Raw genomic sequence first — 26,521 nt, 5'->3', positions numbered from 1 at the left:
CACGTTTCATACGATAAACACCCTTTTGGTGAGAGGAATCTTCGATATGGCATCATATGACGACACGGATGCGCGCATCCTGCGGGTGCTGCAAAAATCCGGCCGCATGTCGAATGCCGACCTTTCGGAAAAGGTGAACCTGTCGGCCTCGGCCTGCCATCGCCGTGTGCAGCGGTTGGAAAAAGAGGGCATCATTCGCGACTATGTGGCGATGCTGGACCCGCGCAAAGTGGGGCGACCGACAACTGTGTTCGTAGAGATCACCCTAAGTGGTCAGGCGGACGAGGTTCTGGACGCATTCGAGCGGGAGGTGGCCAAAATCCCCGAAGTATTGGAGTGCCATTTGATGGCGGGCACGGCGGACTATCTGCTGAAGGTGGTGGCCGAAGACACCGAAGGCTTTGCCGCCATCCACCGCCGCGCGCTGGCGCGACTGCCGGGGGTGGCGCAGATGCAATCGAGTTTTGCCCTGCGCACGGTGTTCAAGACGACAGCTTTGCCTGTGTGAGATCTACCTGATGCTGTACTTAATGATTGGTGTCGCGGTCTTCTTTTGGGTGATCGTCGCATGGATGTTGAAGGGTGGATCGCACCCTGTCGAGGAAGAGGAGTATCAACCCGAACCCCGACAGCCGCAAAACCGCATTCTCGTTGATGGCTCGAACGTGATGTATTGGGATGGCGAAACGCCGAAAATACAGACAGTTCAAGAGGTGGTGCGCCTTCTTTTGTCCAAAGGCTACACGCCGGGGGTGATGTTTGACGCTAACGCAGGTTACCTGCTGGTGGATGGGTATAAACACGACCGTGAATTTGCCGGGATGCTTGGGCTCAGGGGGGATCAGGTGATGGTCGTGCCCAAAGGTACTCAGGCGGACCCGTACCTGCTAACCGCCGCACGTGATCTGGGCGCGCAGATCGTTACCAATGATTTCTTTCGCGACTGGGCGAAGGATTTCCCCGAGGTGCGCAAACGCGGGCATCTGATCCACGGCGGCTATCACAACGGCAAACTATGGTTGGATTTTGACGGATCCCGACAGCGCGCGCAGAAGCCGCGCCGCCGGAAGACGCGTTAACCGAGTAAGAACTGAACCACGAATAGCGTGATTGCCCCGCCAAGCATCGCGCGGACCACACCTTTGGTCTTGTAGCCGATCACGATCGTGACCGTTGCGGCCAATAATCGTGCAATATCCGGTACTCCGTCGGTTGCAGCGGGAAACACCACCAACGGTGCCACCAATCCGGGCAGGATTGCCACGGATGTATAGCGCAAGTGGCGCAGCACCCAAGGCGGCATCGGGCGTGATCCGATAAGGCCAAGGAACGAGAAGCGGATCAGGAAGGTGCCCACGCCAAGTGCTGCGATGATCCACCAAACAGTTGCGTCAGAGTAATTCATGCCATCCGCCTTTCAACCTCGGCGCCGACCATCATGGCGATGACCGCGGCCATTAGCAGGCCAAGATTCAGCGGGATGAACCCCAACATCAGCGCCAGAACCACCGACGTGACCGCGGCGGCAATATGAGCCAGCGTTCGCAAGGCGGGGGCGACCATGGCAAGGAAGGCAATGGGCAGCGCGAAGTCGAGCCCGTATTCCGGCGGAATTTGCCCGCCCAAGGCGGCGCCCACCCATGTGAAGCCAATCCACAGCGGCACAATTGGCAAGGCGCAGCCGAAAAAGAACGCTGTGCGCTGGGCAACGGTCTGGTCCGGCCGTTGCTCGTAGTCGATGATCGCAAGATTGTAGGTCTGGTCCACCAGAATGTAGCTGAGCAAGGCGCGTTTCCACAAAGGCTGATCGCCAAGATAAGGCGTGATCGCTGCCGAATACATCGCCATGCGTAGGTTCACCGCGAGGGCGGATGCAAGAATGACCAGCACCGGCGCGTTGTCGATCATGAACTGAAGTGCGGTAAACTGCGATGCGCCAGCAATGACGAGCACGGTGAAGCCCATGACTTGGGCGATGGGCAGTCCGGCCTCCGTCGCCGCCACCCCGAAGAGCATCGCAAAGGGAATGATCACGATGATGAATGGCAGGCTGGCGCGTACCCCACGCAAGAGGGCGGATTTGGTGGTGGAAGGGGACATGCTCTGCCTCTAAGGTTGCGGTCTGAACAGTGCTAATGCGCCTTGGGAGAGGGTTCAAATGGCAAATGGTGATACATCGGATCACGGCTGGCTTCTGGCCCCTGATCCCGACCGTCCGGGGCTGACCCGCGCCGTGACGGGGACGGATCACGAGGGCCGCGAGACCGAGATCCGTGTGGTCGAGGAACGGCCTTTGACGATTTACCTCAACGCTCGCGAAATCGTCACCGCGATGACCATTGGCGATTACCCCGAATATCTGGCGCTGGGGTTCTTGCGCAATCAGGGGATGATCAGGCCGGAGGATGAAGTCACGGGCATCGACTACGATGACGAGATTGCCACCGTTGTTGTGCGCACCGCCGTGGTGACCGATCACGAGGAAAAGCTGGCGAAGAAAACCCGCACCTCCGGCTGCGCTGTAGGGACGGTATTCGGTGACATGATGGAGGGGCTGGAGGGGTTAACATTACCCGCCACACCGGTGCGGACCTCCGACCTTTATGCTTTGGCGAAGACCATCAACACGGTCCCGTCGCTGTACCTGACCGCAGGTGCGATCCATGGCACCGTGTTGTGCCAAGGCGACCGCCCGCTGGTCTATATGGAAGATGTGGGTCGCCACAATGCGGTGGATAAGGTCTCCGGCTGGATGGCGCTGGAGGGGGCCTCGGCTGCCGATAAGGTGCTCTATACCACTGGGCGGCTGACCTCGGAGATGGTGATCAAGACGGCGCTGATGGGCATTCCGGTGCTGGTGTCGCGCTCCGGCTTCACCGCGTGGGGCGTGGAGATTGCGCAGCAGGTGGGGCTAACCTTGATAGGCCGGATGCGCGGGCAAAGGTTTGTGTGCTTATCCGGCGAGGAGCGTCTGGTCTGGGATGCGGACTTGTCGAAAGTGTCTGACGAGCCGAAAAAGTCGGGCCGGAAGGGGGCAGCATGAAGCAACCAGCAGGGATTATTCTGGCAGGCGGCCAGTCGCGGCGCATGGGCGGCGGCGACAAGGGGTTGCTGACGCTCGGCGGCGAGACGTTGCTAGCGCGTGTCATTGCGCGGCTGGAGCCTCAGGTGGCGGAGGTTGCGTTGAACGCCAATGGCGATGTGGCGCGGTTTGAGCCTTTCGGTTTTCCTGTGATCGCGGACAGCGTGGCCGAGTTTCCCGGACCCTTGGCGGGGGTGCTGGCAGGCATGGATTGGGCGGCAGCGCGGGGGCATAGCCATATCGTGACCGCAGCAGCAGACACGCCATTCTTCCCCTGCGATCTGGTGCCGCGCTTGATGCTGGCCTCAGAAGAAGCGCCGATCGTGTTGGCCGCGACGCCGGACCCTGAACGCGGAATGGCGCGGCATCCGACGTTTGGATTGTGGCCCGTGGAATTGCGCGATGATTTGCGTGTGGCGTTGGCGGATGGCGTGCGCAAGGTGGTGGCTTGGACGGACAAACATGGGACAGCCATGGCCGAATTTCCCGCCACACCGTTTGATCCGTTTTTCAATGTGAACACGCCAGAAGACATGGCACGTGCAGAAGGTTTGCTATGAGGGTTTTTGGCGTCACGGGTTGGAAGAATTCTGGCAAGACGGGGTTGATGGAACGGCTGGTTGCCGAGATCACCGGGCTTGGTTTCACCGTGTCCACGCTCAAGCACGCGCATCATATGTTCGATGTGGACCACAAAGGCAAAGACAGCTACCGCCACCGCGAAGCTGGTGCGTCTCAAGTGATCCTTGCATCACGTAATCGCTGGGCGGTGATGTCCGAACTGCGCGGGGCGGAGGAGCCGTCATTGGCTGACCTTCTGGGCAAGCTTGACCCCGTCGATCTGGTTTTGATCGAGGGCTACAAGCGCGAAGGGCATGACAAGATCGAAGCGCACCGTGCGGCTACGGGGCAGCCGTTGATTGCACCGGGGGATGAGACGATCGTCGCCGTGGCCTCGGACAGCGCGCCGGAGGTGTCGGTTCCCGTACTGCACTTGGACGACACTGCCGCTATTGCCGATTTCATACTGGCCCGCGTCGGCTTGTGAACCTGTTCGACACATATATCGCGGTTGACTGGTCGGGTGGGAATGATCGTGGAGCGACGCCAAAAGCAGATGCGATCTGGGCCTGTGTCGCGGGGGAGGAACCGGTCTATTTGCGCAACCGGCAACTTGCGGAAGACTGGCTGGCGACGCGGCTAGAGACGGAAGCTGGCAAGCGGGTTTGCGTAGGTTTCGACTTTCCTTTTGGCTACCCTGCAGGGTTTGCAAAGCACCTAACGGGGGATGAGGACGCGTTGGCGCTGTGGGACTGGTTTGAGGCCCGGATTGAAGATGTGCCTAAATCTAACAACAGGTTTGATGTGGCGGGGGCGATCAATGCCAATCTGCCGGATATTGGCCCGTTCTGGGGCAACGGGTTAAAGCGCGACATTGATCACTTACCGCGCAAGGGGTTGTCGCGAACGAATGGCGACTTTGCCGAACGCCGTGCTGTGGAGAAACTTGCAAAGGGAAGCTTCTCGTGTTGGCAATTGTCCGGTGCAGGATCAGTTGGCTCTCAGGTGATGATGGGCTTGCCTGTGCTGACGCGACTGCGCCGCAGGTTTGGCGCGGCGGTCTGGCCGTTCGAAGCTTTGGACAGGGCCGTCGCATTTGTAGAGATTTGGCCGTCGCTTTTGGCGAAGTCATTCCCGACCGATAAGATCAAAGACGCGGGGCAGGTGCGAGCGGTGGCGAATGCAATGGCGGCGATGGATGCGCAAGGCACCTTGGAGCATGCCCTGAAGAAGGGGGAAGGGGCTGGTGCCGAAGGCTGGATATTGGGCGTGGGCGCGGAGGACCTATTGGAGGCTGCGATGAGACCGACAGACCTGCCGAAACCTCCGAAGTTGCGGGACGACTGCTTTGCATTGCCTGCAGGGGTGGACTGGACGCCGGTGGATGACGCCCTGGCGCGGTTAGAAGCAGCGGTGAGCCGTGTCGTTGGTGTCGAGCAGGTGTCTCACACGCGGGTGGTCGGGCGTGTTGTGGCAGAGGTTATCACCGCTAGACGCTCGAACCCGCCTGCGCCGAACTCGGCGGTGGATGGCTACGGGTTTGCACATGGCGCGGCGGGCGAAGGCGATCAGGTATTGCCCCTGCTGTCGGGGCGTGCGGCAGCGGGTGGCGCATATGAGGGAGCAGTGCCCTACGGCTCGGCCATACGCGTGCTTACGGGCGCAATTCTGCCCGATGGGGTCGACACGGTCGTATTGGAAGAAGATTGCAGCGTGACGGCCACCCATGTGGCTTTCCGCGGCCCTGTCCGCCCCCGCGCGAATACCCGTAAGGCGGGCGAGGATGTGGTTGCGGGGGATCAGGTGTTTGATGCGGGCCATGTGCTGCGCGCGCAGGACGCGGGGCTGTTGGCGGCACTTGGTGTCGATCGCGTGCCGGTGTTCGAGCGGTTGCGCGTGGGCGTTCTGTCCACCGGCGATGAATTGGTGGAGCCGTCGCAGGATGCCCCGTCCGACCGCACCTATGATGCCAACCGCCCGATGCTGTTGCAGCTTGCGCAGGCTTGGGGCTTCGAGGCGGTGGACCTCGGTCATGTGCCCGACGACCGTGCAGCCTTGAAGTCGCGGTTGGATGAGGCTGCGGCGGGATGTGACGTGATCTTGACCTCTGGCGGAGCATCGGCGGGGGACGAGGATCACGTCTCGGCGCTGTTGCGCGAGCAGGGAAATTTGCAGGCGTGGCGCATTGCGCTGAAACCGGGGCGACCGCTGGCATTGGCTTTGTGGCAAGGTGTGCCGGTGTTCGGTTTGCCGGGAAATCCGGTCGCTGCTTTTGTATGTGCGTTGATCTTCGCGCGGCCTGCTTGTTTGAAGCTGGCTGGGGCGGGTTGGGCCGCACCGCAGGGGTTCATGGTTCCGGCAGCCTTCGAGAAGCGCAAGAAACCCGGCCGGCGGGAATATCTTCGCGCGCGGATGGGGCCTGACGGGGTCGAAGTGTTCGCCTCGGAAGGATCGGGGCGTATCTCGGGATTGAGTTGGTCGGACGGGCTGGTGGAGTTGCCAGACGGCGCCGCTGAGATCGTGCGCGGCGATTTGGTGCGCTACCTCCCCTATGGGAGCTTCGGGTTGTAATGCAGATCATACGCGGGTTCGACGAGGCGCAGCGCGACCATGTTGCATGCCTGTTTTGGGGCGCGTTCTCCGGCAAGCTGGGGCGGGTGCTGGGGCCGGAAGACAAAGCGCTGCGGTTTATTTCCAGCGTGCTGCAGCCGCGTTTTGCGATCTGCGCCGTGGAAGAGGAGCGGCTGTTGGGCATTGCGGGTTTCAAGACAGTTGAAGGCGGCTTGGTTGGCGGTGCTCTGTCGGACCTGACACCGATTTATGGTGGATTTGGTGGCCTGTGGCGGGGGCTGCTGCTGGATCAATTGGAGCGAAATCTGGCAGACGGGCAACTGCTGATGGACGGGATTTTCGTTGACGAGGCCGCGCGTGGCAAAGGGGTGGGGACCGCGTTGCTGGATGCCATAGTCGCGTATGCTGACGCCGCCGGATGTCATGAGGTTCGGCTGGATGTCATTGACACCAATCCACGTGCGCGGGCGCTGTATGAGCGGCAAGGTTTCGAGCCATGCGGTGAAGTGGACGCTTGGCCGCTACATCGCGTGTTCGGCTTTCGCAAAGCCACAACTATGGTGCGTCGCGTTGGAGGTTGATCAGCTTGGGATCGCGACCCTCCGGGGGGAATATTTGCGGCCAAGATGAAACGGAGGGCGGGTACGTTAACCCTAACGATTGGTTAATCGAACGTGCCGGTAACGCGCCCGAGCAGCATGAAGCAGCGCGCGGTGCGTGTGTCGGCCAGCTTGGTAATGTGCTGATCGCTGGCCCCTTCCGCGAAGCGGGCGAAAGTTTTGTCGAACTGGCGCAGGAAGTGGTGCACGGCGTCGCGGAACACCGGATCCGAGCGCATACGTCCAGAGGCAAGCGCCAGTGACGAGCGGTCGTGCACGCCGCCAATGCCCGCGACCGCAGGGCCCCGTTCGCCCGTCGCAAACGCACGCCACAATTCCGGGCGGGAGCGGTCGGGTGTCAGGTCATCCATGTAGATACCGTCTTGGCTGAGCAGGGTCAGAACATCCTGAGATGCCCGCACCAGTTTTGAGCTTTCGTGATCCGCCAAGGCGCGGCGCAACTGGCGAAAGCCCTCCATGTCGTTCTCGTCCTCAGGGAAGTTGAGGGCGCCGATGAAGTCATCAGCGGATAGCGGCGGACTCATCGCTTCAGACGGGGTGCCAAGGGCCAGCGCGGGCTGGCTGTCGGCACTGACGCCGGGTTTGATCAAGGCCGGCTGTGACGGTGATTGCTCGACCACGGACTGACGTGACGTGGCGAAGGTCGCCATGGCGTTTTGCGTCTGCTTGGTGGCCGACGCGATCTCGTCCAGCTTGCGCTCCACCGCGGGTTTAATGCCCATGCCGGAGGTTTGCGCTTGGCTGACATAGGCCTGACGCATGGCGTCAATGGCCGATTGCAGGCGCGATGCCTCTTCGCGCATCACGCGCGCGGTCTTTACGACAGTGGCCCCGATCCAGATCAGCGCGATGGGCAGGAAAATAGCCAGCATGGCCACAATGAAGCCGCCGCGCGTTGTTTCCTCGGCGGGAGACAGGGCCAGAAAGTAGATGCCGACCGACACCAACCATAAAGCGGACAGGGCGAGCGCGATAATATCCGCCGCCGCCAGCCCGCGATCCGGGCGTGCGTAAACCCCCAGCTCCAAGGGCTTGTCCGTGATGATTTCAGGTTGCTGGTCTTGCATGTCTATGTTGTCTCTGCCGCCGTCGTCAGGCGTATTTGATTTCCAAAATCTCGTAGTCTTTGGTCCCGCCGGGAGTTTTCACCTCGACGCTGTCGCCTTCGTCCTTGCCGATCAAGGCGCGGGCCAGAGGCGACGCGATGTTGAGCAGGCCATTATGAATGTCGGCTTCTTGTTCGCCCACAATCTGGTAGATTTTCTCTTCCTCGGTGTCCTCGTCCACCAGCTTGACTGTTGCACCAAATTTGATGGCTCCAGACAATGTGGCGGGGTCGATCACCTGAGCAAGACTAATCATCCCTTCGAGCTCCTTGATACGGCCCTCGATGAAGGACTGCTTCTCCTTGGCAGAGTGGTATTCGGCGTTTTCAGACAGATCGCCATGCTCACGTGCTTCGGCGATAGCCTGAATGATAGCCGGGCGTTCCACCACCTTGAGGTTCTTCAGCTCATCGTTGAGCGCCTTGAGCCCCTTCGGGGTCATTGGGATCTTTTCCATTGTCTCACTTACCGTTTGCGTGGCGCGCTGTTCGCGCCCTTTATTCACTTCACCTGTGCCGCTGTCCATTTGCAAGCGGTAGGTGCGGCGGGGGATCGCCTATTTTGGCCGGTTGAGCCGGTCGCTACCATTTCTTGCTGACACCAGCCTCGGCACGTCCGGTGATGGTAATGCCAGTCGTGTTCTTGGCTGCGGAGTCCGGCGCGCTTGGCTCGCCGTCGATGCCGCAGGCAGTCAACATGGCTGCCGTGGCAAATGCAATTGCGTATTTCATGCCAGCTTCTCCTTCCACAGCGCGACTTGCGCGCGCACGTTATCCGGTGCCGTGCCGCCATAGCTGGTGCGGCTGGCAACCGAGTTGTGAACACCCAGAACGTCGAACACGTCGCGGGTGATCTTGGCATGCACACCGGTCATGTCGGCAAGGCTGAGATCGGGCAGGTCACAGCCCTTGTCCTCGGCCAGCTTCACCAGCGCACCTGTCACATGATGGGCCTCGCGGAACGGCATATCAAGGGTGCGCACCAGCCAGTCGGCCAGATCGGTCGCGGTGGAGAAGCCGGACGCGGCGGCTTTTTCCAGCTCCGGCGTGTTGGCGGTCATGTCGGCGACCATACCGGTCATGGCGGCCAGCGCCAGCATCAGGCTGTCAGCGGCGTCGAAGGTCATCTCTTTGTCTTCCTGCATGTCCTTGGAATAGGTCATGGGAAGCCCCTTCATCACGATCATCAGCGCGGTGTTTGCGCCGTAGATGCGGCCGATTTTGGCGCGGATTAGTTCGGCGGCGTCGGGGTTCTTCTTTTGCGGCATGATGGAGGAGCCGGTGGAGAAACGGTCGCTCAGTGTGACAAAGCGGAACTGTGCGGAGGACCAGATCACCAGCTCTTCGGACAGGCGTGACAGGTGCATGGCGCAGATCGAGGCCGCGTTGAGAAAATCGAGCACGAAGTCGCGGTCGGCCACGGCGTCCAGTGAGTTGGCGGATGGACGGTCGAAACCAAGCGCCTCGGCGGTCATGTGGCGGTCGATGTCGAAGGACGTGCCTGCGAGCGCCGCCGCGCCCAAGGGCGATTCGTTCATCCGGACGCGGGCATCGGTGAAACGCGACACATCGCGGCCCAGCATCTCGACATAGGCCAGCATGTGGTGGCCCCATGTTACAGGTTGCGCGGTTTGCAGGTGGGTGAAGCCCGGCATGACCCAGTCCGCACCGGCTTCGGCCTGCGCCAGAAGGGACATTTGCAACGCTTCGATGCCCTCGATAGCGGCGTCCACTTGATCACGCACCCATAGGCGGAAATCGAGCGCCACCTGGTCATTGCGGGACCGTCCGGTGTGCAAACGGCCAGCCGGTTCGCCGATGACGTCGCGCAGGCGGGCCTCCACGTTCATGTGAATGTCTTCCAAGGCGGCCGAAAACTGAAACTTTCCGGTCTCAATCTCTGACAAGACCGTGAGGAGCCCTTCCCTGATCGCGTCGGCATCGTTACCCGTAATGATGTCTTTGGCGCCCAACATGGCGGCATGGGCGCGGGAGCCCTCGATATCTTGACGGGCGAAGCGCTGGTCAAACCCTATGGAGGCGTTGATGGCTTCCATGATGGCGTCTGGACCGGCGGCGAAGCGCCCGCCCCACATGGCGTTGGATGCGTCTTTTTTCTGGTCGGTCATGGGACTGGCTCTTTGGAGTAATGAAATGCGGTTTTTGAAGCTCTTGGTGCTATACGCGGGCCTTGCGGCGGGTGCAAACCCTGCGGTCGCTGGCACTGATGCGCTGTTCACGCTTGCGGAGGGCGACTTGGCCAGTTTGCAGCTGCACGGGGAGTCGCGTGCGGTGCCTAAAACTGCTGTGACCGATGCCAATGGCAAGGCTGTTAAACTGTCTGACTATCGCGGCAAGTATGTGTTGCTGAACTTCTGGGCCTTGTGGTGCGCCCCCTGCGTCAAGGAGATGCCGTCTCTGGATCGTCTGGACGCAGCCCTTGGTGGAGCGAAGTTCGAGGTGGTGACCATTGCCACCGGACGTAACGCGCGGCCTGCGGTGGATAAGTTTTTTGTGAAAAAGGGGATTACCCATTTGCCGAAGCTGTTTGATCCCAAAATGGCGCTTATGAAAGACATTGGCGGCAGCAGTTTGCCACTGACGGTTCTGATCGGGCCGGATGGACGCGAAGTTGCCCGGTTTAGCGGCGATGCCGAATGGGACAGCCCCACCGCGCAGACAATGCTGCGCGGATGGATGAGCGGTAGCTAGGCGCTGTGCGGACGGGACGGGTTGGCTTTGCCGCTACGTTCGCAACTGACCAGCGTTCGTAGGGGGCAAAACCCCCATTCGCGACTCGCGCGGGCAAGGTCTGCTTTAAGTCCAATTCAACCCTTGCTGAATCTGCCGCGACTGCCCGCTAGCTTGCTATCCTAGCCACGGCGCCCGATCTTGAAAATCGATGGTCCGCCTGAGGTAAACAAGGCCCTTTCCAGTCTTCACCCAGTTTTAGTGAAAGGTGCTTGCCGGTCACGCTTTAGCGCGCGCGCATGAGCAGCAGGTTCTCTCGTCGGATGCGCCGAGCTGCGCGCGAACGCGAGTTCATCTATCTGATTGTGTCGCACGATCTGTCCGCGGAGGGTCGCATATGCGACCGGCTTGCTGTCATGAAGGGCGGCGAGATTGTTGAAATCCTAGATGTAGAGGCCTAGCGTACAATTTAGGCCAAAAATTTATATTCGCAGCAGGTGCTGCAGACCTCTATTCGAGGTCACCAACCACTAGGGGGACGACATGCTAAACGTAAAGACAACGCTTATTGCTGGACTTCTGGCAAGCGCCTTGGCGCTTTCGCCGGTGACAGCCGCAACGCCAGATAACATGCTGGTGGTGGCGCAAAATATCGACGACATTGTCACGATTGATCCAGCCTCGGCATACGAATTCAGCTCTGGTGAATATGTTGCCAATACTTATGACACGTTGGTGCGTTACGACGCGACCGACACGACTGTGTTGGCCCCGGCGTTGGCCACCGAATGGACAATCGATGCCGCCACCAAGACTGTCATATTCACCTTGCGCGACGGAGTTAAATTCCACTCCGGCAATCCGTTGCGTGCCGAGGACGTGGTCGGATCATGGACCCGCGTCGTCGCCCTTGATAAGGCACCATCCTTCATCCTGACCCAGTTGGGCTGGACCGCTGACAACATCGCCGAGATGGTCACCGCCGAAGGCAATACGGTCACCGTGCGGTATCAGGGCGACTTCGCGCCATCTTTCGTTTTGAACGTACTGGCCGCCCGTCCGGCATCGGTTGTGGACATGCAAACCGTCATGGCCAACGAGGTTGACGGCGATATGGGCCATGCGTGGATGAACAAGAACTCTGCGGGCACCGGGCCATTCAGCTTGGGCACCTATCGTCCTGCCGATATCCTGTCGCTCAATGCCAACCCCGATTATTATCAGGGCGGTCCGTCAATGGACCGGGTCGTCATTCAGCACAACCCCGAAGGCGCGACGCAACGACTGCAACTCGAAGCGGGCGATATCGATATGGCCAAGGACCTTGAGCCGGATCAGATCGCGGGCCTTCAGGGGGCTGACGGCGTGCGTGTAGAGACCTATCCGCAAGCCGCCGTGCATTGGGTGTCGTTCAATCAGAAAACCGACAGTCTGACCGATCCCGCCGTATGGGAAGCCGCACGTTATCTGGTGGATTATCAAGGTATGGCCAATGGCATGCTCAAGGGTCAGATGAAGGTGCATCAGGCATTTTGGCCGGATGGTTTTCCGGGTGCGTTAACCGACACTCCGTTCAGCTACGACCCCGAAAAAGCCAAACAAATCCTGAAGGATGCCGGGGTGGAGACGCCGATCAACGTCACGATGGATGTCATATCGGCCCCGACTTTCGTGGAAATGGCGCAGGCGATTCAAGCCTCATTTGCGGCGGGCGGGATCAACCTCGAAATCATCGCAGGCACAGGCGCGCAGGTCATCACCAAATACCGCGCGCGAACCCATGAGGCGATGTTGCTGTATTGGGGGCCTGACTTCATGGACCCGCATTCCAACGCCAAGGCATTTGCGTTCAACAAGGATAACTCCGACGACAAATACGCCTCCACCACGACTTGGCGCAACGCGTGGATGCCACCTGCAGAGATGAACGCCAAAACCATGGCAGCCTTGGGTGAGCAGGACGCGGACAAGCGGCTCGGCATGTATCTGGAGCTTCAGAAAGAGACCCAGGCCGAAGCGCCGTTCGTCATCATGTTCCAGGCGATCAAGCAGGTCGCCATGCGGGACAACATCAAAGGGTTCGTCAACGGTGCCACCTCTGACTATGTCTTCTACCGTCTGGTCGAAAAGGAATGACCCATCAACCGTCCCCCGAGGAAATCTACTGCGCCTTGCACGCGCAAACCGGGGGGCGGTTATTCACCGTGACGGTGCTGGACCGCGCCGCCGGTCTTGCGCGGCGGGTCTACACATCCCACCCTGACGCTTATCCGGTGTCAGGGACCAAATCGATGTCGCAAGGGGAGTGGACCGAACAAGTCGTAGACCGCGGTGAGGTTTTCGTCGCCAACACCGTTGCGGAGTTTGCAATCTATTTCCCGGATCATGCCTTGATTGAAAGCCTTGGATGTCGCGCTGCGCTAAATATACCCATTTGCGTGAAAGAGGTCATAGGGACAGTCAACATTCTCGACAAAGAGCATTACTTCGCGCCGCAGACCATGGACCGCTGTATCGCGGCCGTTGAGCAGCATCGCGACGATCTAATTTGGGCGATGGGGCAATGCGTACTCTGAGGCAGTTTCCCATATGGTAGTTTCCCATACGGCAGATTCCAAGGTTAGGGTGCTAGCGCGAGCCCAACCTGACAAAAACTCATCGAATATTTCTATCGGAGATATCGGTGGGCGACAAAGCGTTCTACGTCAGTATTTAGCCTTTCAGCAGATTAACTTCATACGGTGGAACAGGCCGCTTCGTTGATCACGTTGGCGGAGACGTGAGCTTTTTAGCGCTTCGCTTTGATCTTTTGCAGCAATGGCATCAGCGACCCCATATCCGGCCCGTGGTTCATCCCCGTCAGCGCCTTGCGCAATGGCATGAACAACCCGCGACCTTTTCGGCCCGTGGCCTCTTTCACCGCAGCCGTCCACTCGGACCAGCTGTCGTCGGTGTAGGGGCCGTCAGGCAGCATGGTCAAAGCCTCGGCCACGAAATCCTTGTCTTCGTCGTCGATTACGGGGTCGGCGCCGTTCACGCATAGATCCCACCAACCCGCGATGTCTTTGCGGGTGGTGATGTTTTCGCGGGCGACATTCCAGAAGGCGTCTTGCTGATCCGCAGGGATGAGCAGCGCGTCTAGGTCAGATTTGACCTCCGACGTGGTTTGGGCGTGCAGATAGCGCGCGGTCAGCGGATACAAATCTTGTTCATCAAATTTGGTGGGTGCCGCGCCGAAGTGGCTCAAGTCGAAACCCTCGACCAGTTCGTCCATTGAGGTGCGCAGCTCGATCGGGTCGGAGGAGCCAAGGCGCGCCATGTGTGACAGCAGCGCCATCGGCTCGACGCCTGCTTCGCGCAGATCGCGCAGGGAAAGGGTGCCAAGACGTTTGGACAGAGCCTCGCCCTGCGGGCCGGTCAATAGCGAATGGTGGGCGAAGCTGGGAACGGTGCCGCCAAGGGCCTGAATGATCTGGATTTGAGTCGCCGTGTTGGTCACGTGGTCAGAGCCGCGCACGACATGGGTGATGCCCATTTCGGTGTCGTCGACCACAGAGGCCAGCGTGTAGAGCACCTGCCCGTCGCCACGGATCAGTACGGGATCGGACACAGACGCCGCGTCGATGGAGATATCGCCGACAATGCCGTCAGCCCACTCGATACGCTGCTGGTCCAGCTTGAAGCGCCAGACGCCGTCGCCACGCTCGGCGCGCAGGGCGGCTTTCTCGTCGTCGGAGAGGGTCAAGGCCGCGCGGTCATAGACCGGCGGGTTGCCCATGTTCAGCTGCTTTTTGCGCTTCAGGTCCAGCTCGGTCGGGGTTTCGAAGGCCTCGTAGAAACGGCCTTTCTCACGCAGGTCGTCAGCTGCGGCCATATAGCGGTCAAGGCGGGAAGATTGCGTCTCGACGCGGTCCCATTCGATACCGAGCCAGTCCAGATCAACCTTGATGCCATCCGCGTATTCCTGCGTCGAGCGCACAGGATCGGTGTCGTCGAGCCGCAAGATAAACTGGCCGCCCGCCTTGCGTGCGATCAGGTAGTTGAACAGTGCAGTGCGCAGGTTGCCAACATGGATGTAGCCAGTGGGCGATGGGGCGAAGCGAGTAACGGTCATGAGGGCGGTCCTTTTCGGGTTGCCGTTCGTGAACCACAACGGCTCGCATTTGTCCATATCTGCGCGTGTTCACCGCCTATTGATTGGCGTTAGCGCGCAAAGCACTGTTTTGTGATACCAATGCTATCCAACAGAGGAGTTCCTGCTATGAAACTGACCCGACGTGCCGCATTATCCCTTGGGGCGAGCCTGCCGCTGGCCGCCGCCCTGCCACAATCCACTGCTGCCAAAGGCGACATGAAAGGTATGGACATCGCCAAGTCCCGCCGCGTGAAGCTGGGTGGTTTCGAGGTGACCACCTTGCTGGCCGGAACCCTTGCTCTGGATGACCCTCAGAAAATATTCGGGCTGAATGTCAGCCGTGAGGAATTTGCCAACGTGTCCCAGGACGCGTTCCTGCCTGCCGACAAGGTCCAGTTTTTCTTTACACCGACGTTAATTCACACCGGCTCCGAGCTGATCTTGTTTGACACTGGCCAGAACGCACAGGGCATCACCGCCGCCGTTGAGGCCGCCGGGTATACGACAGATCAGGTGGATAAAGTCGTGATCACCCACATGCATGGCGACCATATCGGCGGGTTGATGGGCGACAATGGCGAGACGTTCAAAAACGCGTCGTACACGACTGGTGCGGTAGAGCATAACTATTGGTCCAAAGCCGACAACAAGGGCTTTAATTCCAAGGTCGCGCCGTTGTCCGAAAAGATGACGATGATCGACGACGGCGCGTCGGTGGCGTCGGGTATCACGTCGGTGATGGCAGCCGGTCACACACCAGGTCACATGGGCTACATGATCGAGAGCAACGGCGCGCAGTTGATGTTGATCGCCGATCTGGCGAACCACCCGGTCTGGTCGCTGGCGAAACCCGATTGGGAAGTGCGTTTCGACATGGACAAGGCCGAAGCAGCCGCGTCACGTCGCAAGGTTTTGGGAATGCTGGCCGCCGACCGCGTGGCAATGGTCGGTTACCACATGCCGTTCCCTGCGATGGGTTATGTCGCCACAAAGGACGATGGATTCGAATACGTCCCGATGAGTTATCAGATGATGCTTTAGCGCGGTGCGACCCAAACCGATTTAGCTCAATTGTGACGGACTTGCTTCTGCGGTCATCTCTGATGTTATGAAACTATAAACCTCACCGATCGTAGTCTGATCACGAAGCGAGTGAGGGTACGATGTCGAATAAGCTACGTTGGATTGGGTCGCCACAGATCAAACATGTGATGGAGATGATCGGGTTGCCGTCGTTTCTGCTGGATGTCGTTGCGGGCGCCGATGAGTTGGGGAAATTTCGCTTTAGCCATATCAGCGGCCAGCATGAACGGGAAACCGGGATCGACGGTGCGGCGCTGATCGGTAGGGCTCCGCATGACGTATTGCCGCAAAGGCTCGCCGACACGGTTGTCGCCAATTACGAGCGGTGCCGCGTGAGTGGTCAGATCGAGTCATACGAAGAAATTCTGGAATTACCGTCAGGGCCGCGATGGTGGCGGACAACACTGTCACCGATCTTTGGTGCAGGCGCTGGCGGGCCAGTCACGCAAATTCTTGGCGTTGCGGTGGATGTTACCGAGGCCAATCTGCACGAGATTGATCTGACACAACAGCTTAGCACACAAAGGGCGGCAGCCGAGAAAATCAGGGCCTTTGCCACGAATTCGATGCTCGATTCCAAGTCGCCACTACGATCTGTCTTGGCGCATCTCGATATGCTGCGCGATGGTTTCCTTGATCTGGGTGACGGCAAGGCGAAACACATGGATACCATTCAAACGATTGTCATGGATGCTATCACGGAGTTGGACGATGTCCTGCAAAGCACCAGTCACTTGCGCGACAGTCCGTTGGAGTTTGTGCAGATTGATCTGGCGCATATGTGCCGCGATATCGCGGCGCTGGTTGATCCGGAAAGCCGGATCACAATGACCTTGCCATGCCATCCGATAGAGGGGGATTGGGCCGTGACACAGGTTGTGTTGAGGTGCCTGCTTGAACAAGCCACCCATCGCGCTGTGAGCACAATTGAAGTGACGGTAGATACACAGAGCAAAGATGTTTTGGTCTTTACCATCAGCGATGACAGCGCGTTTGATCAAAGTGGTGCCGAGTGGGTCGGCGATATGGCTACTGCGGCCACGCTCGTGAAGGAACACGGTGGTGCGTTAACAACTACGTCTTGCCTTAACGACGGAGCGACCGTTCGGGTGACCTTGCCTGGTCATATGCATGCCAACACGCAAATATTGCCAGATGTTCTGGCAGGATAGGAAGCGTTCCGACCTAAAGCCGCCCCGCTTTCTCAAAAACCTCCCACGCGTAGCGTAAGTATTCGCTGCGAAAACTATGGCCGCCCTCAAACATGCAAAAATTCAGAACGTCGCCGTCGCGGTTAACGCTATTCTTGCAGGAGAGTTGATTGGTTCTGGTCGGATTGGCTTGTTTGAAGCCGCCATAGTCGCGGTACATCTCCAGTGCGTCCGATACGCGCCCCTGATGGGTGTTCAGGATTGGTCGCCCGTTTAGAGGCACGGTCGGGTCGCTGTCGCCGTGGATGTGGATGATATTGGCCACGGGTCCCACACAGGAGCTGGGCGGTCTTTGCCAGAAGGTGCCGGAGATCGGCACGAACCCTGCAAACAGGTCGGACCGGGCGCAAGCGAGGTTCCAGGTCATCATCCCGCCGGCAGAGAAGCCTGCGGCGACCATCCGGTTTGTATCAATGGAATGGCGTTTGGTGGCATCGGCCACAACGGCGTCGACATAGTCGAACTCATCCGAGCCATCGCTGTCCATGTGGCGCGGTGAGTTTGGCAAGACCCAATCGTCTTCCTTGGACTTCAGGGCAATAAATGCCAGACCCATGTTCGATATCGCGCGGCGCAGATTGCGGTTGCGCATCAGGCCAGCGGCGGAGCCTCGGTATCCGTGCGAGAACACAATGGCGCCAACAGGAGTTGTCCCGTCATGACCGTCCGGCATCGCCACACGGTAGGTGCGATCGTTGATTTTGCAGTCGGTATCCGGCCCGCAGGCGAAGGCGGGGGCGCCGAGCAGTGTTGCGACTATTGCTAGATACTTCATGTCCTATGAAGTGACGGACTATTGCGATTTGTACAAATCACAAACCCGTTGCGCCGGATTTGTATTAGCTGTCATCACGCCAGCGGTTGACGATGGGATAGCGACGGTCGAGCCAAAAGGCGCTTTCAGTTAGGCGCGCGCCCGGTGCGGATTGGAAGCGCTTGTATTCGCTGATGTAGATCAGGTGTTCGATCTTTTTGACCACCGCGCGGTCATGGCCCGCGGCGACGACTTCGGCCACGGATTGGTCGCGGTCCACAAGACGCTCCAGAATATCATCCAGCACCTCGTAGGGCGGCAAGCTGTCCTCGTCCTTTTGATCGGGGCGCAGTTCTGCCGAGGGCGGTTTGTCGATGATGCGTTGCGGAATCACGGTGCCGTCCGGCCCCATCATCCACGGGCGGTGGTTGGCGTTGCGCCAGCGGCAGGTCTCGAAGACCCGCATTTTGTAAAGATCTTTGATCGGGTTATAGCCGCCTGCCATATCGCCGTAGATCGTGGCGTAGCCCACCGCGACTTCGGATTTATTGCCTGTCGTCAGCAGCATTTCCCCGAATTTGTTGGACAGCGCCATCAGCAACACGCCGCGCAGACGGGACTGGATGTTTTCCTCGGTCAGGTCTTCTTTGGTGCCTTCGAACAGCGGCGCGAGGGCCTCGGTCACAGCGGCGCGGGCACCAGCGATTGGAAGCGTGTCGATGCGGGTGCCAAGCAGACGCGCGGCCTCGGAGGCGTCTTCGAGCGAATGTTCCGACGTGTATTCAGATGGCAGCATCACGCAGCGGACGTTTTCTGGGCCAAGCGCGTCAGCGGCGATTGTCGCGACCAAGCCGCTGTCGATGCCGCCGGACATGCCAAGCAGCACCTGCTTGAAGCCGGTCTTGCGCATGTAGTCGCGCAGCGCTTCAACCATCACACGGTAGTCTTGTTCGTAATCGTCGGGCAGCGCCGTTTTCTCGCCCTCAACGGCGGTCCAGCCATGATCTTCGCGGATGAAGTCGACATGGGCGATAGCCTCGTCAAAAGCGGGCATTTGCAACGCCAGCTTGCCGCCGCGGTTCAGCACGAAAGAGCCACCGTCGAAGACCTGATCGTCTTGGCCGCCAACCATGTTGAGGTAGACCAGTGGCAGATCGTTTTCGACCACGCGGGCCACCATGTGGCTGAGGCGGATGTCGTGCTTGCCCCTGAAATACGGCGAGCCGTTTGGCACCAGCAGAATTTCGGCACCGGACTCGGTGAGGGTCTCGGAGACATCTTCGTGCCATGCGTCCTCGCAGATTGGCGTGCCGATGCGCAGCGGGTCGATGGAGTAAGGGCCGCCCAGCGGGCCTTTGGTGTAGAGGCGGTGTTCGTCGAACACGTGGGTGTTTGGTAGCTCGTGCTTGAGAGTGCGGGCTTTGACCTTGCCGCCCTCGAGGATCGAATAGGCGTTGTAGAGTGCCCCGTCGATGAAGATCGGGTGGCCGACACCTACCGCAGGGCCATCGGCGCAATCCAGGGCCAGTTGATCCACGGTCGCCATTGCGTCTTTGGTAAAGGCGGGTTTCAGCACCAGATCCTGCACCTGATAGCCTGAGATGAACATCTCAGGCAGCGCGACCATTTGTGCGCCCGCATCTTTGCCCTGCCGCCACGCGTCGCGGGCTTTGGCGGCATTGCCCGCGAGATCGCCCACAGTTGGGTTTAGCTGCGCAAGTGTAAGGCGGAACGTGTCGCTCATGAGATGTGTCCTTCGATCAACGAAGCAACATTTAGCAGACCCGCGCCGGAGGGAAAGAGGGCGCGCTAAAAGGAGCCAAAGTCGTGTCTGCGTCGCTTGTCAGGGGATTGACGCTCCACTAGGCTCCGCCGAAATCGTCCGTTGGAGTGTCGTCATATGCGCCTGAGCGTTGTTTCCCTGTTTTGCCTAAGCCTTGCCGTGTTTCCTGCCGCGGCACAGGATACAGGCACCAAGCAATATGAAGACGGTGGTGTCTACACCGGAGCCTTCAAAGAGGGCAAACGCCATGGACAGGGGATTTTCACCCTGCCGAACGGCTACGAGTATTCCGGCAACTGGGTGAATGGTGAGATCAGCGGTCAGGGGACCGCGCGATTCCCCGATGGGTCGCTTTATGAAGGGCAGTTCAAAGATGGCAAGCCGAGCGGCTTCGGCAAGATCATCTTTGCCGACGGTGGCACCTATGAAGGTGACTGGGTAGATAGCAAGATCACAGGTCGTGGCATAGCCATTTACGCGAACGGCGTCCGCTATGAGGGCGAGTTTTTGAATGCACAGCACCACGGAACTGGCCTGATGGTGAATCCCAATGGCTATCGCTACGAAGGTCAGTGGGTCGGTGGCGTAAAGGACGGGCGTGGCAAGATCACATACCCGGACGGTGCGACATATGATGGCGAAATGGCGGGTGGCATGCGGCAGGGCAATGGCAAGCTGGAGATGCCGGACGGGCTGGTTTACGAAGGTGGCTGGGTCGCCGGACAGATGGAGGGCGAGGGCACCCGGCGTCACGCCAATGGTGACGTGTATGCCGGTTCGCTGAAAGCGGGCGCGCGCGACGGGCAAGGCCGGATGGAATACGCCAATGGCGACGTGTACGAGGGAGGCTTCAAGGCGGATCAACGCCATGGTCAAGGCACATCCCAACGTGCGGACGGTTTTGCCTATACGGGCCAATGGGTCGATGGTCGCGTTGAGGGGGATGGCTCGGTGACCTACCCGGATGGTTCGGTCTATGTCGGGCAGTTGCGCGATGATCTGGCTGACGGGCAGGGCAAAATTACATATCCCGATGGCGCCACGTATGAGGGCGGCTGGGTGAAAGGTGTGATCGAGGGGGCGGGCATCGCGACCTATCCCAGTGGTGTGACCTACGAGGGCGAATTTCGTAACGCGCGCAACGAGGGGCAGGGTAAGATGACCTTCCCGGATGGCAAAGTGTATGAAGGTCAGTGGGTTGCCGGGCAAAAACAGGGCCAAGGCAAAACCACGTTCCCCAACGGAATGATTTATGAGGGCGGGTTTGCTGAGGGCAGACGGTCCGGCACAGGCAACCTGACGACCACGGATGGGTTTAACTATGCGGGCCAATGGAAAGACGGCCAGATGCATGGGACCGGCGTGGCTACCTACAACACCGGTGATGTGTATGAGGGGGAATTCGCGGGTGGTAAACGTGAAGGGCGAGGTGTTTTGACATATGCCACGGGCGAAGTGGCGAGTGGCATTTGGAAAGGCGGTCTGCTAATCAAGCCGGATGTGGTCGAGGCCGCACCGGCAGCGGAAAACTAGGCGGCTTCTTTTTGTGGTGTCACCGGGCGCAAGTTCCCTGGGATGAATATGCGCACTGCAAGGCCACCGAACGTGGAAGATTTTTCTAGGTTTAACTCGGCGCCGTAGGCTTGCAGCAGGTCAATCGCGATGGCGAGACCGAGGCCGGTACCGGGCTTGGAGCTGTCTAGACGCCCGCCGGATTTCAGGGCTTGACGCTCCTGGCCTTGGGGAATGCCGGGGCCGTCGTCCTCAATGAGGATTTCGACGCCGTTTTTCCATTTCTTCGCCGTCAGTGAAATTTCCGAACTGCACCACTTGAGGGCGTTATCGAGCAGGTTACCTATGACTTCCTCAATGTCCTGCTGATCCATGCGAATGCTAAGGGACGGGGCGCAGGACGTGTTCATGAACTTGCCATCACGCTCGGCCATGGATTTGAACAGGCGTGTGAAGCGGGCGACCGAATTGGATAAATCGGTGCGAATGTTGGCCGCAGCCCCGCTATTTGCAGCGCGCATGCGGGCCAGCGAGCGGCCAAGTTGCGCGTCGACACGGTCCAAGGCATCGAGGGACGCCTCCATGTCGTGATTTTGCGCGGCTAGCAACGCCAACTCGTTGCGCAGAATGGCTGTTGGGGTTTTCAGTGCATGGGCCAGATCGGCGGCTTGGCGGCGGGCGCGGGCGATGATGTCGCGGTTGCGGGCCAGCAATTCGTTAATGTCATCGACCAGCGGCGCGACCTCTTCAGGGTAATCGGTTGTGGTCAGGTCTTCGTCCTGTTCCCAACGCTTGGCCACGTCACGGCGTAGCTTGTCGAGCGGGTGCAGGATGGTTGTTGTTTGAAGAATGGCGCCTGCGAGCCCCAGCAGGCCTACCAAGACAAAGGCCAGTAGCAGCGAGCGCCGTGTTTGCTGGCGCTCGGCAGTGAGGGCGGTCAGGCTTTCAGCGACACTAACGCCCCAGATGCTGCCGTCCTCCAAGGTGATTTGCTGGAATATACTTCGGATTGGCTCTGCTTCCGGCCCCATAATCGAGCGGACCGTCAAGGATTTTGGGTTGCCAGACGGTTCCTTCATAGACGCGTCAAACATAGAGTTGGACGTGTAAATCTGCCCGTCAGGCGATGTAATTTGCCAGTAACGGCCCGAGAATGGGGTAGCGTAGGCAGGATCATAAATGCGCTCTGACAGCTTATCGGGCGCGTCTGATGTGCTGCTCAAGGCCACAACGAGTTGCGAATGACGGTCGGCAAGTGCGCGATCGAAACGGTCCAGCACGTTGTCTTCGATAGAACTCAGAAGCACGAACGCACCCACCAGAATGGACGCCATGGCGGACAGAGCGCCGCCGATCATAGCCCTGCGGCGCAGGGACAGCATCAGGCTGCGTCTACCATGTAGCCGCGCCCACGGATGGTCTGGATGAACTCAGGCCCCAGCTTCTTGCGCAGACGGGTGATGAATACGGCAATCGTGTTGCTGTCGCGATCGCCGTCGTATTCGTAGATATGTTCGCTTAACTCGGTACGCGAGATCAGGCGGCCCGCATTGTGGATCAAGTAGGAGAGAACAGCGACTTCTTGCGACGTGAGGTCCACCGGGACGCCGCCCAAAGTGACCTTGGCGTTGCGGGTATCAAAAGCCACGCCGTCTTTTTCGAACAGCGGATTGGTGCGACCGGACTTGCGACGCAGCATGGCGCGCACGCGCGCGGCGAGCTCTGGCATGTGGAACGGTTTCGTCATATAGTCATCAGCGCCGGCATCAAGACCATCGACGCGATCGGTCCAGCCGTCGCGGGCAGTCAGAATTAGAACCGGTGTGTCCAGTCCCTCGGCACGCCATTCTTTCAGAATGGAAATTCCGTCGCGCGTTGGCAAGCCAAGGTCGAGGATGATCATGTCATAGGGTTCGGTCGACCCGAGGAAGCCCGCTTCCTCGCCATCATGGGCGACATCGACGACGCGCCCTTCGGCGGTCAGCAAGGTCTTCACCTGTGACGCAAGCGTCACGTCATCTTCTGCAAGCAATACTCTCATGCTTGCGGGACTATCAGCGGATTTTGACGGGTTTGTGGCTTAAACGTGGAAAATCTATTTCGTGTCGTGCGGCCTTGTTGTGCGTTGCGGCGAGGCTGCTTCTGCGACTTGACGACCCACGAGTGACTTGGAGGGCACCTGGCGGCCGGTTTGGGCGTCGATGATGACGCTAACCAGCATGCCATTGGATCGTTTCAGGACGAGGCGATAGTAAACGCCACCGGCGTTGAAAGCGCGCGCTTCAACGACTTTGGCGTGGAGGGAATTGGAAACTGAACTCAGTGTTGTTTTCAAGCTTACGGTTTTCCCAGATCCGGCAATCTGACGAAGTTCAGACTGCCCCATCTCCCACGCAGAGGACGCAAGGGACGGGTGGGCAAAACCGAGGGTAACAACACAGAAGAACAGGACACTTTTGAACATAGAACGACTCATAGCAGAGCGAAGATGAACGTAGAGTGAATGACACGCAGATGAAGTAATTCGAGTGGCTGGCCGACATGAAAAAGGCCGCCCAGAGGAGGCGGCCTTTTTCGTTTGAGGGATACGATTACCTTGGAGGGATACGTAATCCTTGGCGTCTTCTCAGGCAGCCATTAGCCGCAGAGAGTCCTGAGAAGTGAGCGCGGCCAGCACCTTATCAATGGGCGGGAAGCGCGAGGTCTTGGTCTTGGTTTTAGCCGTGCAGAGGTTCACAGCTTTAGGGGCAACACCAGCGCGATCGGCCTGCATTGCCTGGAGGGCTACAATGCGGCGGGTACGGGCTTTCTCGGCAAATGATCCGGTCATGGCGTATTCCTTCGTTTCGTTGCTGTCTGGCCGTCTTGGTTGACCTTCCATGCAGTTGGTTATGATGCATCGGTGTTGAATGAAGCACGAACCCCGTGTTCATGTTCGGTTAATGTTTAAAAACTATTTAAAAACATATAGTTAGAGGTATTTTACAATTGAGATTGCCGCGAAAACCTCTTCGAATCGCCTGAATTCCGGCGTTTCATTAACAAACAAATGCCTTATTTCAGATGGATTCGCCCGATCCCATCCGCGAAAGGAACGCCTGCGCGTCCTCTAATACCGCAGCCTTGCGCGGATCATCCATGCGGTCCCAAGTGCGGTACATGTTTCCCATGCGCGGATTGTTGGCGAACCTGTCGCGGTGGCGGATCAGGAAATCCCAATAGAGCAGATTGAACGGGCAGGCGTCCGGTCCGGTTTTGTCTTTCACCTTATAGGCGCAGCTTTTGCAGTAGTCGGACATGCGGTCGATATAGGCACCCGACGACACGTATGGTTTCGAGCCGACGATGCCGCCATCGGCAAACTGGCTCATGCCGATGACGTTCGGGGCCTCCACCCATTCATAAGCGTCGGCATAGACCGCCAGATACCATTCGTGGACCTCGTGCGGATCGATGCCTGCAAGCAGCGCGAAATTGCCGGTGACCATCAGGCGCTGGATATGGTGGGCGTAGGCTTCGTCACGGGTTTGGGTGACGGTTTTGGAGATACAATTCATGCGCGTGTCAGCGTCCCAGAAGAAGGACGGCAGGGAGCGCGTGTGTTTGAGCACATTGCGCGAGGTATAGTCCGGCCCCTCAAGGAAATAGATACCACGCATGTATTCGCGCCAGCCGATGATCTGGCGGATGAAGCCCTCGGCGGCGTTGATTGGGGCGTGGCCGTCTTTGTAAGCCTGCTCTACCTGCTGGCAGACCTCGAGGGGGTCCAGAAGGCCCGCGTTGATGTAGAAGCTGATGATCGAGTGATAGAGGAAGCGGTTGTCGTTCAGCATCGCGTCCTGAAAGTCGCCAAACTTGGGCAGGGCGTGCTTGACCCAATGCGTCAGCTGCCTGCGCGCCTGCCCAGTGTCGGTTGCGAACCAGAACGGGCGGAGGGTGCCGAAATTGTCGCCGAAGCGTGTCTCGACCAGATCGAGCACCTCCTCCACCGTGTCATCCGGCGTAAATTGCATGGGGCCGTTGAAGTCGACATCATCAGGGGCGGGTTTGCGGTTGTCGTGGTCGAAGTTCCACTTGCCCTCGACCGGTTTGTCGCCATCCATCAGTAAGCCGGTCTTGCGGCGCATATCGCGGTAGAACCACTCCATGCGCAACTCTTTGCGACCCTCCGCCCAGTCCTCGAATTCCTTATGGGAGGCGATGAAGTGGGTGTCGGCGATCATGTGCAGCTTAAGCGGCATCTCTTGCAGCGCCTCGATCAGCCGCCATTCGCCGGGTTCGGTGGCGATCACGCCAGAGGCGTCGTGCTGTTCGGCGCGGCGCAAAAGCTCGCCGGTGATGGAGCCTGCGTTGTCGGGATCATCGAGCTTGGTGTAGTCGACCTGCCAGCCATCGCCTCGTAACGCGTCTGCGAATTTGCGCATGGCAGCGAAGATGAAGGCGATCTTCTTGGGGTGGTGGGGGACGTAGGACGCCTCGTCCGCGACTTCGGCCATGACGATGATGTCGGTGTCTTTTTCGGCCTTTTGCAGCGCGGTCAGGTTGGGGGAAAGCTGGTCGCCCAGCACCAGAACGAGACGTGTCACCATGGCACCTTCGCGCCGGAATAGTCGAAGAACTTGCCGCTGTCGGAAGGTGTTAGGCCGTCGAGGACGCTTAGCAGGTTTTCGGCAGCTTTCGACGCGGGCACAGTCTTGTGGCGCGCGGCGTATTTGGCGGTGAAGTCGGTTTCCACCGTGCCGGGGTGCAGGCAGACGCAAGTGGCTTGCTTGTGGCTGCGGGCCAGTTCGATAGATGCACCGTGGATCAGTTGGTTCAACGCGGCCTTGGCGGCACGGTAGCTGTGCCAACCGCCGATCTTATTGTCACCGATGGAACCAACGCGCGCCGACAGCGCGGCGAAGGTTGCGGGGCGGTCTTTTGGCAGGAGCTGGATTGCGTGTTTGAGGACAAGGGCCGGACCTATGGCGTTGGTTTGGAACTGCAAGGTCAGGCTTTGTGCGTTGAGGGCGTTCACCGACTTTTCCGGCTCGTTGCCGTCTATGACCAAGGCGCCGGTGGCGCAGATGATCAGGTCGTAGCTCCCACTTAGATTTTTAAACGTCCGTTCAATCGAGGCCTCTTCCGTGATGTCCAAGCCGTCTTGACTGCGAGACAGTCCTGTCACGTCGTGGCCACGGGCTTGTGCGATCTGCGACAGCGCGGCTCCGATGCCGCCCGACGCGCCGATGATGAGTGTTCTTGTCATAGGGCAGAGGTAACGGTCCCGCGTCGCAAGTCAAATTGCGGCTTTCCTTTTTCGTCGGGGTTCGTATGATCCGTCTCATGAGCATTGACGCACATATCCTACTTCTTAGCCTGCGCTGAGCGTGCCTTTCCGGTGCGTGCCGCTCAGTAGTGCCAGCACCGGACA

The 26,521-nt window shown here is 59.2% G+C and carries 29 protein-coding genes; 14 read left to right on the top strand and 15 right to left on the bottom strand.

Features of this window, described 5'->3' with window-relative positions; genetic code table 11:
• Positions 1-46: 46 nt before the first annotated feature.
• Together BCF46_RS14170 and BCF46_RS14165 are read left to right on the top strand one after the other, a co-directional pair.
• A complete protein-coding gene (locus BCF46_RS14170; RefSeq protein WP_121025572.1) occupies positions 47-508 on the top strand; it encodes an Lrp/AsnC family transcriptional regulator in 462 nt (153 codons plus the stop codon).
• 10 nt (positions 509-518) lie between these two features.
• Positions 519-1,079 (top strand): NYN domain-containing protein, encoded by a 561-nt coding sequence (locus BCF46_RS14165; RefSeq protein ID WP_121025569.1) that lies wholly within the window; start codon positions 519-521, stop codon positions 1,077-1,079.
• On the opposite strand, the gene BCF46_RS14160 is transcribed toward BCF46_RS14165, so the two are convergent.
• Both BCF46_RS14160 and BCF46_RS14155 read right to left on the bottom strand, forming a co-directional pair.
• Positions 1,076-1,405, bottom strand: a complete 330-nt coding sequence (locus tag BCF46_RS14160; protein ID WP_121025566.1) for an AzlD domain-containing protein — start codon at positions 1,403-1,405, stop codon at positions 1,076-1,078. The genes BCF46_RS14165 and BCF46_RS14160 overlap by 4 nt on opposite strands.
• Positions 1,402-2,100 (bottom strand): AzlC family ABC transporter permease, encoded by a 699-nt coding sequence (locus tag BCF46_RS14155; protein ID WP_121025564.1) that lies wholly within the window; start codon positions 2,098-2,100, stop codon positions 1,402-1,404. The genes BCF46_RS14160 and BCF46_RS14155 overlap by 4 nt, the downstream gene beginning before the upstream one ends.
• A gap of 58 nt (positions 2,101-2,158) precedes the next feature.
• Here BCF46_RS14155 and fdhD point away from each other — a divergent pair, with 58 nt between their 5' ends.
• Genes fdhD through BCF46_RS14130 form a run of 5 tightly spaced genes read left to right on the top strand, consistent with a single transcriptional unit; the run spans position 2,159 to position 6,795 of the window.
• Positions 2,159-3,043 (top strand): formate dehydrogenase accessory sulfurtransferase FdhD, encoded by an 885-nt coding sequence (fdhD, locus tag BCF46_RS14150; RefSeq protein WP_121025560.1) that lies wholly within the window; start codon positions 2,159-2,161, stop codon positions 3,041-3,043.
• Positions 3,040-3,642 carry a molybdenum cofactor guanylyltransferase MobA gene (gene mobA, locus BCF46_RS14145; RefSeq protein WP_121025557.1) on the top strand — a complete coding sequence of 201 codons (603 nt, stop codon included), beginning with the start codon at positions 3,040-3,042 and terminating at the stop codon, positions 3,640-3,642. The genes fdhD and mobA overlap by 4 nt, the downstream gene beginning before the upstream one ends.
• Complete coding sequence (gene mobB / locus BCF46_RS14140) at positions 3,639-4,130, top strand: molybdopterin-guanine dinucleotide biosynthesis protein B (RefSeq protein WP_121025555.1); 492 nt, start codon at positions 3,639-3,641, stop codon at positions 4,128-4,130. Before mobA ends, mobB begins: the two co-directional genes overlap by 4 nt.
• Positions 4,127-6,214 (top strand): molybdopterin-binding protein, encoded by a 2,088-nt coding sequence (locus BCF46_RS14135; RefSeq protein ID WP_121025552.1) that lies wholly within the window; start codon positions 4,127-4,129, stop codon positions 6,212-6,214. Before mobB ends, BCF46_RS14135 begins: the two co-directional genes overlap by 4 nt.
• Entirely contained in the window at positions 6,214-6,795 is a 582-nt protein-coding gene (locus BCF46_RS14130) for a GNAT family N-acetyltransferase (RefSeq protein ID WP_121025549.1), read from the top strand. Before BCF46_RS14135 ends, BCF46_RS14130 begins: the two co-directional genes overlap by 1 nt.
• Before the next feature lie 83 nt (positions 6,796-6,878).
• Here BCF46_RS14130 and BCF46_RS14125 read toward each other — a convergent pair whose 3' ends face one another.
• The 4 genes from BCF46_RS14125 to argH form a co-directional block, all read right to left on the bottom strand.
• Positions 6,879-7,901: a hypothetical protein gene (locus tag BCF46_RS14125; protein WP_121025546.1), complete on the bottom strand. Its 1,023-nt coding sequence runs from the start codon at positions 7,899-7,901 to the stop codon at positions 6,879-6,881.
• A 25-nt stretch (positions 7,902-7,926) separates the two neighbouring features.
• Positions 7,927-8,397, bottom strand: coding sequence for a transcription elongation factor GreA (greA, locus tag BCF46_RS14120; RefSeq protein WP_121026550.1), 471 nt, complete (start codon positions 8,395-8,397; stop codon positions 7,927-7,929).
• A 124-nt stretch (positions 8,398-8,521) separates the two neighbouring features.
• Positions 8,522-8,671, bottom strand: a complete 150-nt coding sequence (locus BCF46_RS14115) for an argininosuccinate lyase (RefSeq protein ID WP_121025543.1) — start codon at positions 8,669-8,671, stop codon at positions 8,522-8,524.
• Positions 8,668-10,068, bottom strand: a complete 1,401-nt coding sequence (argH, locus tag BCF46_RS14110) for an argininosuccinate lyase (protein ID WP_121025540.1) — start codon at positions 10,066-10,068, stop codon at positions 8,668-8,670. Before argH ends, BCF46_RS14115 begins: the two co-directional genes overlap by 4 nt.
• Positions 10,069-10,093: 25 nt before the next feature.
• Here argH and BCF46_RS14105 point away from each other — a divergent pair, with 25 nt between their 5' ends.
• The 4 genes from BCF46_RS14105 (at position 10,094) to BCF46_RS14090 (ending at position 13,206) form a co-directional block, all read left to right on the top strand.
• Entirely contained in the window at positions 10,094-10,651 is a 558-nt protein-coding gene (locus BCF46_RS14105) for a TlpA disulfide reductase family protein (protein WP_121025536.1), read from the top strand.
• Positions 10,652-10,929: 278 nt separating this feature from the next.
• Positions 10,930-11,091, top strand: coding sequence for a hypothetical protein (locus tag BCF46_RS19870; RefSeq protein WP_211332823.1), 162 nt, complete (start codon positions 10,930-10,932; stop codon positions 11,089-11,091).
• 82 nt (positions 11,092-11,173) lie between these two features.
• A complete protein-coding gene (locus BCF46_RS14095) occupies positions 11,174-12,766 on the top strand; it encodes an ABC transporter substrate-binding protein (RefSeq protein WP_121025533.1) in 1,593 nt (530 codons plus the stop codon).
• Complete coding sequence (locus BCF46_RS14090) at positions 12,763-13,206, top strand: GAF domain-containing protein (RefSeq protein WP_121025530.1); 444 nt, start codon at positions 12,763-12,765, stop codon at positions 13,204-13,206. Before BCF46_RS14095 ends, BCF46_RS14090 begins: the two co-directional genes overlap by 4 nt.
• A 212-nt stretch (positions 13,207-13,418) precedes the next feature.
• Here BCF46_RS14090 and gltX read toward each other — a convergent pair whose 3' ends face one another.
• A complete protein-coding gene (gene gltX / locus BCF46_RS14085; RefSeq protein WP_121026547.1) occupies positions 13,419-14,744 on the bottom strand; it encodes a glutamate--tRNA ligase in 1,326 nt (441 codons plus the stop codon).
• Positions 14,745-14,891: 147 nt separating this feature from the next.
• Between gltX and BCF46_RS14080 the strand changes: the two genes are divergently transcribed.
• Positions 14,892-15,806 carry an MBL fold metallo-hydrolase gene (locus tag BCF46_RS14080; RefSeq protein WP_121025528.1) on the top strand — a complete coding sequence of 305 codons (915 nt, stop codon included), beginning with the start codon at positions 14,892-14,894 and terminating at the stop codon, positions 15,804-15,806.
• 122 nt (positions 15,807-15,928) lie between these two features.
• On the top strand, positions 15,929-17,020 hold the full coding sequence (locus tag BCF46_RS14075) for a PAS domain-containing protein (protein ID WP_121025525.1): 1,092 nt from the start codon (positions 15,929-15,931) through the stop codon (positions 17,018-17,020).
• 13 nt (positions 17,021-17,033) lie between these two features.
• Here BCF46_RS14075 and BCF46_RS14070 read toward each other — a convergent pair whose 3' ends face one another.
• Both BCF46_RS14070 and BCF46_RS14065 read right to left on the bottom strand, forming a co-directional pair.
• Positions 17,034-17,834 carry a CE1 family esterase gene (locus tag BCF46_RS14070; RefSeq protein ID WP_121025522.1) on the bottom strand — a complete coding sequence of 267 codons (801 nt, stop codon included), beginning with the start codon at positions 17,832-17,834 and terminating at the stop codon, positions 17,034-17,036.
• Between the two features lie 64 nt (positions 17,835-17,898).
• Positions 17,899-19,557: an NAD+ synthase gene (locus BCF46_RS14065; RefSeq protein ID WP_121025519.1), complete on the bottom strand. Its 1,659-nt coding sequence runs from the start codon at positions 19,555-19,557 to the stop codon at positions 17,899-17,901.
• 156 nt (positions 19,558-19,713) lie between these two features.
• On the opposite strand from BCF46_RS14065, the gene BCF46_RS14060 reads away from it, so the two are divergent.
• Entirely contained in the window at positions 19,714-21,129 is a 1,416-nt protein-coding gene (locus BCF46_RS14060) for an MORN repeat-containing protein (protein WP_121025516.1), read from the top strand.
• Here BCF46_RS14060 and BCF46_RS14055 read toward each other — a convergent pair.
• From BCF46_RS14055 to BCF46_RS14030, 6 genes are all read right to left on the bottom strand, one after another.
• Positions 21,126-22,490, bottom strand: a complete 1,365-nt coding sequence (locus tag BCF46_RS14055; RefSeq protein WP_121025513.1) for a sensor histidine kinase — start codon at positions 22,488-22,490, stop codon at positions 21,126-21,128. The genes BCF46_RS14060 and BCF46_RS14055 overlap by 4 nt on opposite strands.
• A complete protein-coding gene (locus BCF46_RS14050; protein ID WP_121025510.1) occupies positions 22,490-23,149 on the bottom strand; it encodes a response regulator transcription factor in 660 nt (219 codons plus the stop codon). Before BCF46_RS14050 ends, BCF46_RS14055 begins: the two co-directional genes overlap by 1 nt.
• Before the next feature lie 54 nt (positions 23,150-23,203).
• Complete coding sequence (locus tag BCF46_RS14045) at positions 23,204-23,572, bottom strand: hypothetical protein (RefSeq protein WP_121025507.1); 369 nt, start codon at positions 23,570-23,572, stop codon at positions 23,204-23,206.
• Positions 23,573-23,734: 162 nt separating this feature from the next.
• The gene (locus BCF46_RS14040) at positions 23,735-23,938 is read right to left on the bottom strand and encodes a hypothetical protein (protein ID WP_121025505.1); all 204 of its coding nucleotides are present in this window, start codon (positions 23,936-23,938) and stop codon (positions 23,735-23,737) included.
• A 229-nt stretch (positions 23,939-24,167) separates the two neighbouring features.
• Positions 24,168-25,697 carry a cryptochrome/photolyase family protein gene (locus tag BCF46_RS14035; RefSeq protein WP_121025502.1) on the bottom strand — a complete coding sequence of 510 codons (1,530 nt, stop codon included), beginning with the start codon at positions 25,695-25,697 and terminating at the stop codon, positions 24,168-24,170.
• Positions 25,691-26,356, bottom strand: coding sequence for an SDR family NAD(P)-dependent oxidoreductase (locus BCF46_RS14030; RefSeq protein ID WP_121025499.1), 666 nt, complete (start codon positions 26,354-26,356; stop codon positions 25,691-25,693). The genes BCF46_RS14035 and BCF46_RS14030 overlap by 7 nt, the downstream gene beginning before the upstream one ends.
• Positions 26,357-26,521: the final 165 nt, after the last annotated feature.

Source organism: Litoreibacter meonggei (genome assembly GCF_003663885.1).
In the GTDB taxonomy this organism is placed as follows: Bacteria; Pseudomonadota; Alphaproteobacteria; order Rhodobacterales; family Rhodobacteraceae; genus Litoreibacter; species Litoreibacter meonggei.
The sequence above is the reverse complement of the archived record's forward strand: the minus strand, read 5'-3'. Positions and strand labels throughout refer to the sequence as shown.

Bases quoted from the DNA above. Each gene is read 5' to 3' on its own strand.
- BCF46_RS14170 (WP_121025572.1), top strand. From the start codon at position 47: ATGGCATCATATGACGACACGGATGCGCGCATCCTGCGGGTGCTGCAA.
- BCF46_RS14165 (WP_121025569.1), top strand. From the start codon at position 519: ATGCTGTACTTAATGATTGGTGTCGCGGTCTTCTTTTGGGTGATCGTC.
- BCF46_RS14160 (WP_121025566.1), bottom strand. From the start codon at position 1,405: ATGAATTACTCTGACGCAACTGTTTGGTGGATCATCGCAGCACTTGGC.
- BCF46_RS14155 (WP_121025564.1), bottom strand. From the start codon at position 2,100: ATGTCCCCTTCCACCACCAAATCCGCCCTCTTGCGTGGGGTACGCGCC.
- fdhD (WP_121025560.1), top strand. From the start codon at position 2,159: ATGGCAAATGGTGATACATCGGATCACGGCTGGCTTCTGGCCCCTGAT.
- mobA (WP_121025557.1), top strand. From the start codon at position 3,040: ATGAAGCAACCAGCAGGGATTATTCTGGCAGGCGGCCAGTCGCGGCGC.
- mobB (WP_121025555.1), top strand. From the start codon at position 3,639: ATGAGGGTTTTTGGCGTCACGGGTTGGAAGAATTCTGGCAAGACGGGG.
- BCF46_RS14130 (WP_121025549.1), top strand. From the start codon at position 6,214: ATGCAGATCATACGCGGGTTCGACGAGGCGCAGCGCGACCATGTTGCA.
- BCF46_RS14125 (WP_121025546.1), bottom strand. From the start codon at position 7,901: ATGCAAGACCAGCAACCTGAAATCATCACGGACAAGCCCTTGGAGCTG.
- greA (WP_121026550.1), bottom strand. From the start codon at position 8,397: ATGGAAAAGATCCCAATGACCCCGAAGGGGCTCAAGGCGCTCAACGAT.
- BCF46_RS14115 (WP_121025543.1), bottom strand. From the start codon at position 8,671: ATGAAATACGCAATTGCATTTGCCACGGCAGCCATGTTGACTGCCTGC.
- argH (WP_121025540.1), bottom strand. From the start codon at position 10,068: ATGACCGACCAGAAAAAAGACGCATCCAACGCCATGTGGGGCGGGCGC.
- BCF46_RS14105 (WP_121025536.1), top strand. From the start codon at position 10,094: ATGCGGTTTTTGAAGCTCTTGGTGCTATACGCGGGCCTTGCGGCGGGT.
- BCF46_RS19870 (WP_211332823.1), top strand. From the start codon at position 10,930: ATGAGCAGCAGGTTCTCTCGTCGGATGCGCCGAGCTGCGCGCGAACGC.
- BCF46_RS14095 (WP_121025533.1), top strand. From the start codon at position 11,174: ATGCTAAACGTAAAGACAACGCTTATTGCTGGACTTCTGGCAAGCGCC.
- BCF46_RS14090 (WP_121025530.1), top strand. From the start codon at position 12,763: ATGACCCATCAACCGTCCCCCGAGGAAATCTACTGCGCCTTGCACGCG.
- gltX (WP_121026547.1), bottom strand. From the start codon at position 14,744: ATGACCGTTACTCGCTTCGCCCCATCGCCCACTGGCTACATCCATGTT.
- BCF46_RS14080 (WP_121025528.1), top strand. From the start codon at position 14,892: ATGAAACTGACCCGACGTGCCGCATTATCCCTTGGGGCGAGCCTGCCG.
- BCF46_RS14075 (WP_121025525.1), top strand. From the start codon at position 15,929: ATGTCGAATAAGCTACGTTGGATTGGGTCGCCACAGATCAAACATGTG.
- BCF46_RS14070 (WP_121025522.1), bottom strand. From the start codon at position 17,834: ATGAAGTATCTAGCAATAGTCGCAACACTGCTCGGCGCCCCCGCCTTC.
- BCF46_RS14065 (WP_121025519.1), bottom strand. From the start codon at position 19,557: ATGAGCGACACGTTCCGCCTTACACTTGCGCAGCTAAACCCAACTGTG.
- BCF46_RS14060 (WP_121025516.1), top strand. From the start codon at position 19,714: ATGCGCCTGAGCGTTGTTTCCCTGTTTTGCCTAAGCCTTGCCGTGTTT.
- BCF46_RS14055 (WP_121025513.1), bottom strand. From the start codon at position 22,490: ATGCTGTCCCTGCGCCGCAGGGCTATGATCGGCGGCGCTCTGTCCGCC.
- BCF46_RS14050 (WP_121025510.1), bottom strand. From the start codon at position 23,149: ATGAGAGTATTGCTTGCAGAAGATGACGTGACGCTTGCGTCACAGGTG.
- BCF46_RS14045 (WP_121025507.1), bottom strand. From the start codon at position 23,572: ATGTTCAAAAGTGTCCTGTTCTTCTGTGTTGTTACCCTCGGTTTTGCC.
- BCF46_RS14040 (WP_121025505.1), bottom strand. From the start codon at position 23,938: ATGACCGGATCATTTGCCGAGAAAGCCCGTACCCGCCGCATTGTAGCC.
- BCF46_RS14035 (WP_121025502.1), bottom strand. From the start codon at position 25,697: ATGGTGACACGTCTCGTTCTGGTGCTGGGCGACCAGCTTTCCCCCAAC.
- BCF46_RS14030 (WP_121025499.1), bottom strand. From the start codon at position 26,356: ATGACAAGAACACTCATCATCGGCGCGTCGGGCGGCATCGGAGCCGCG.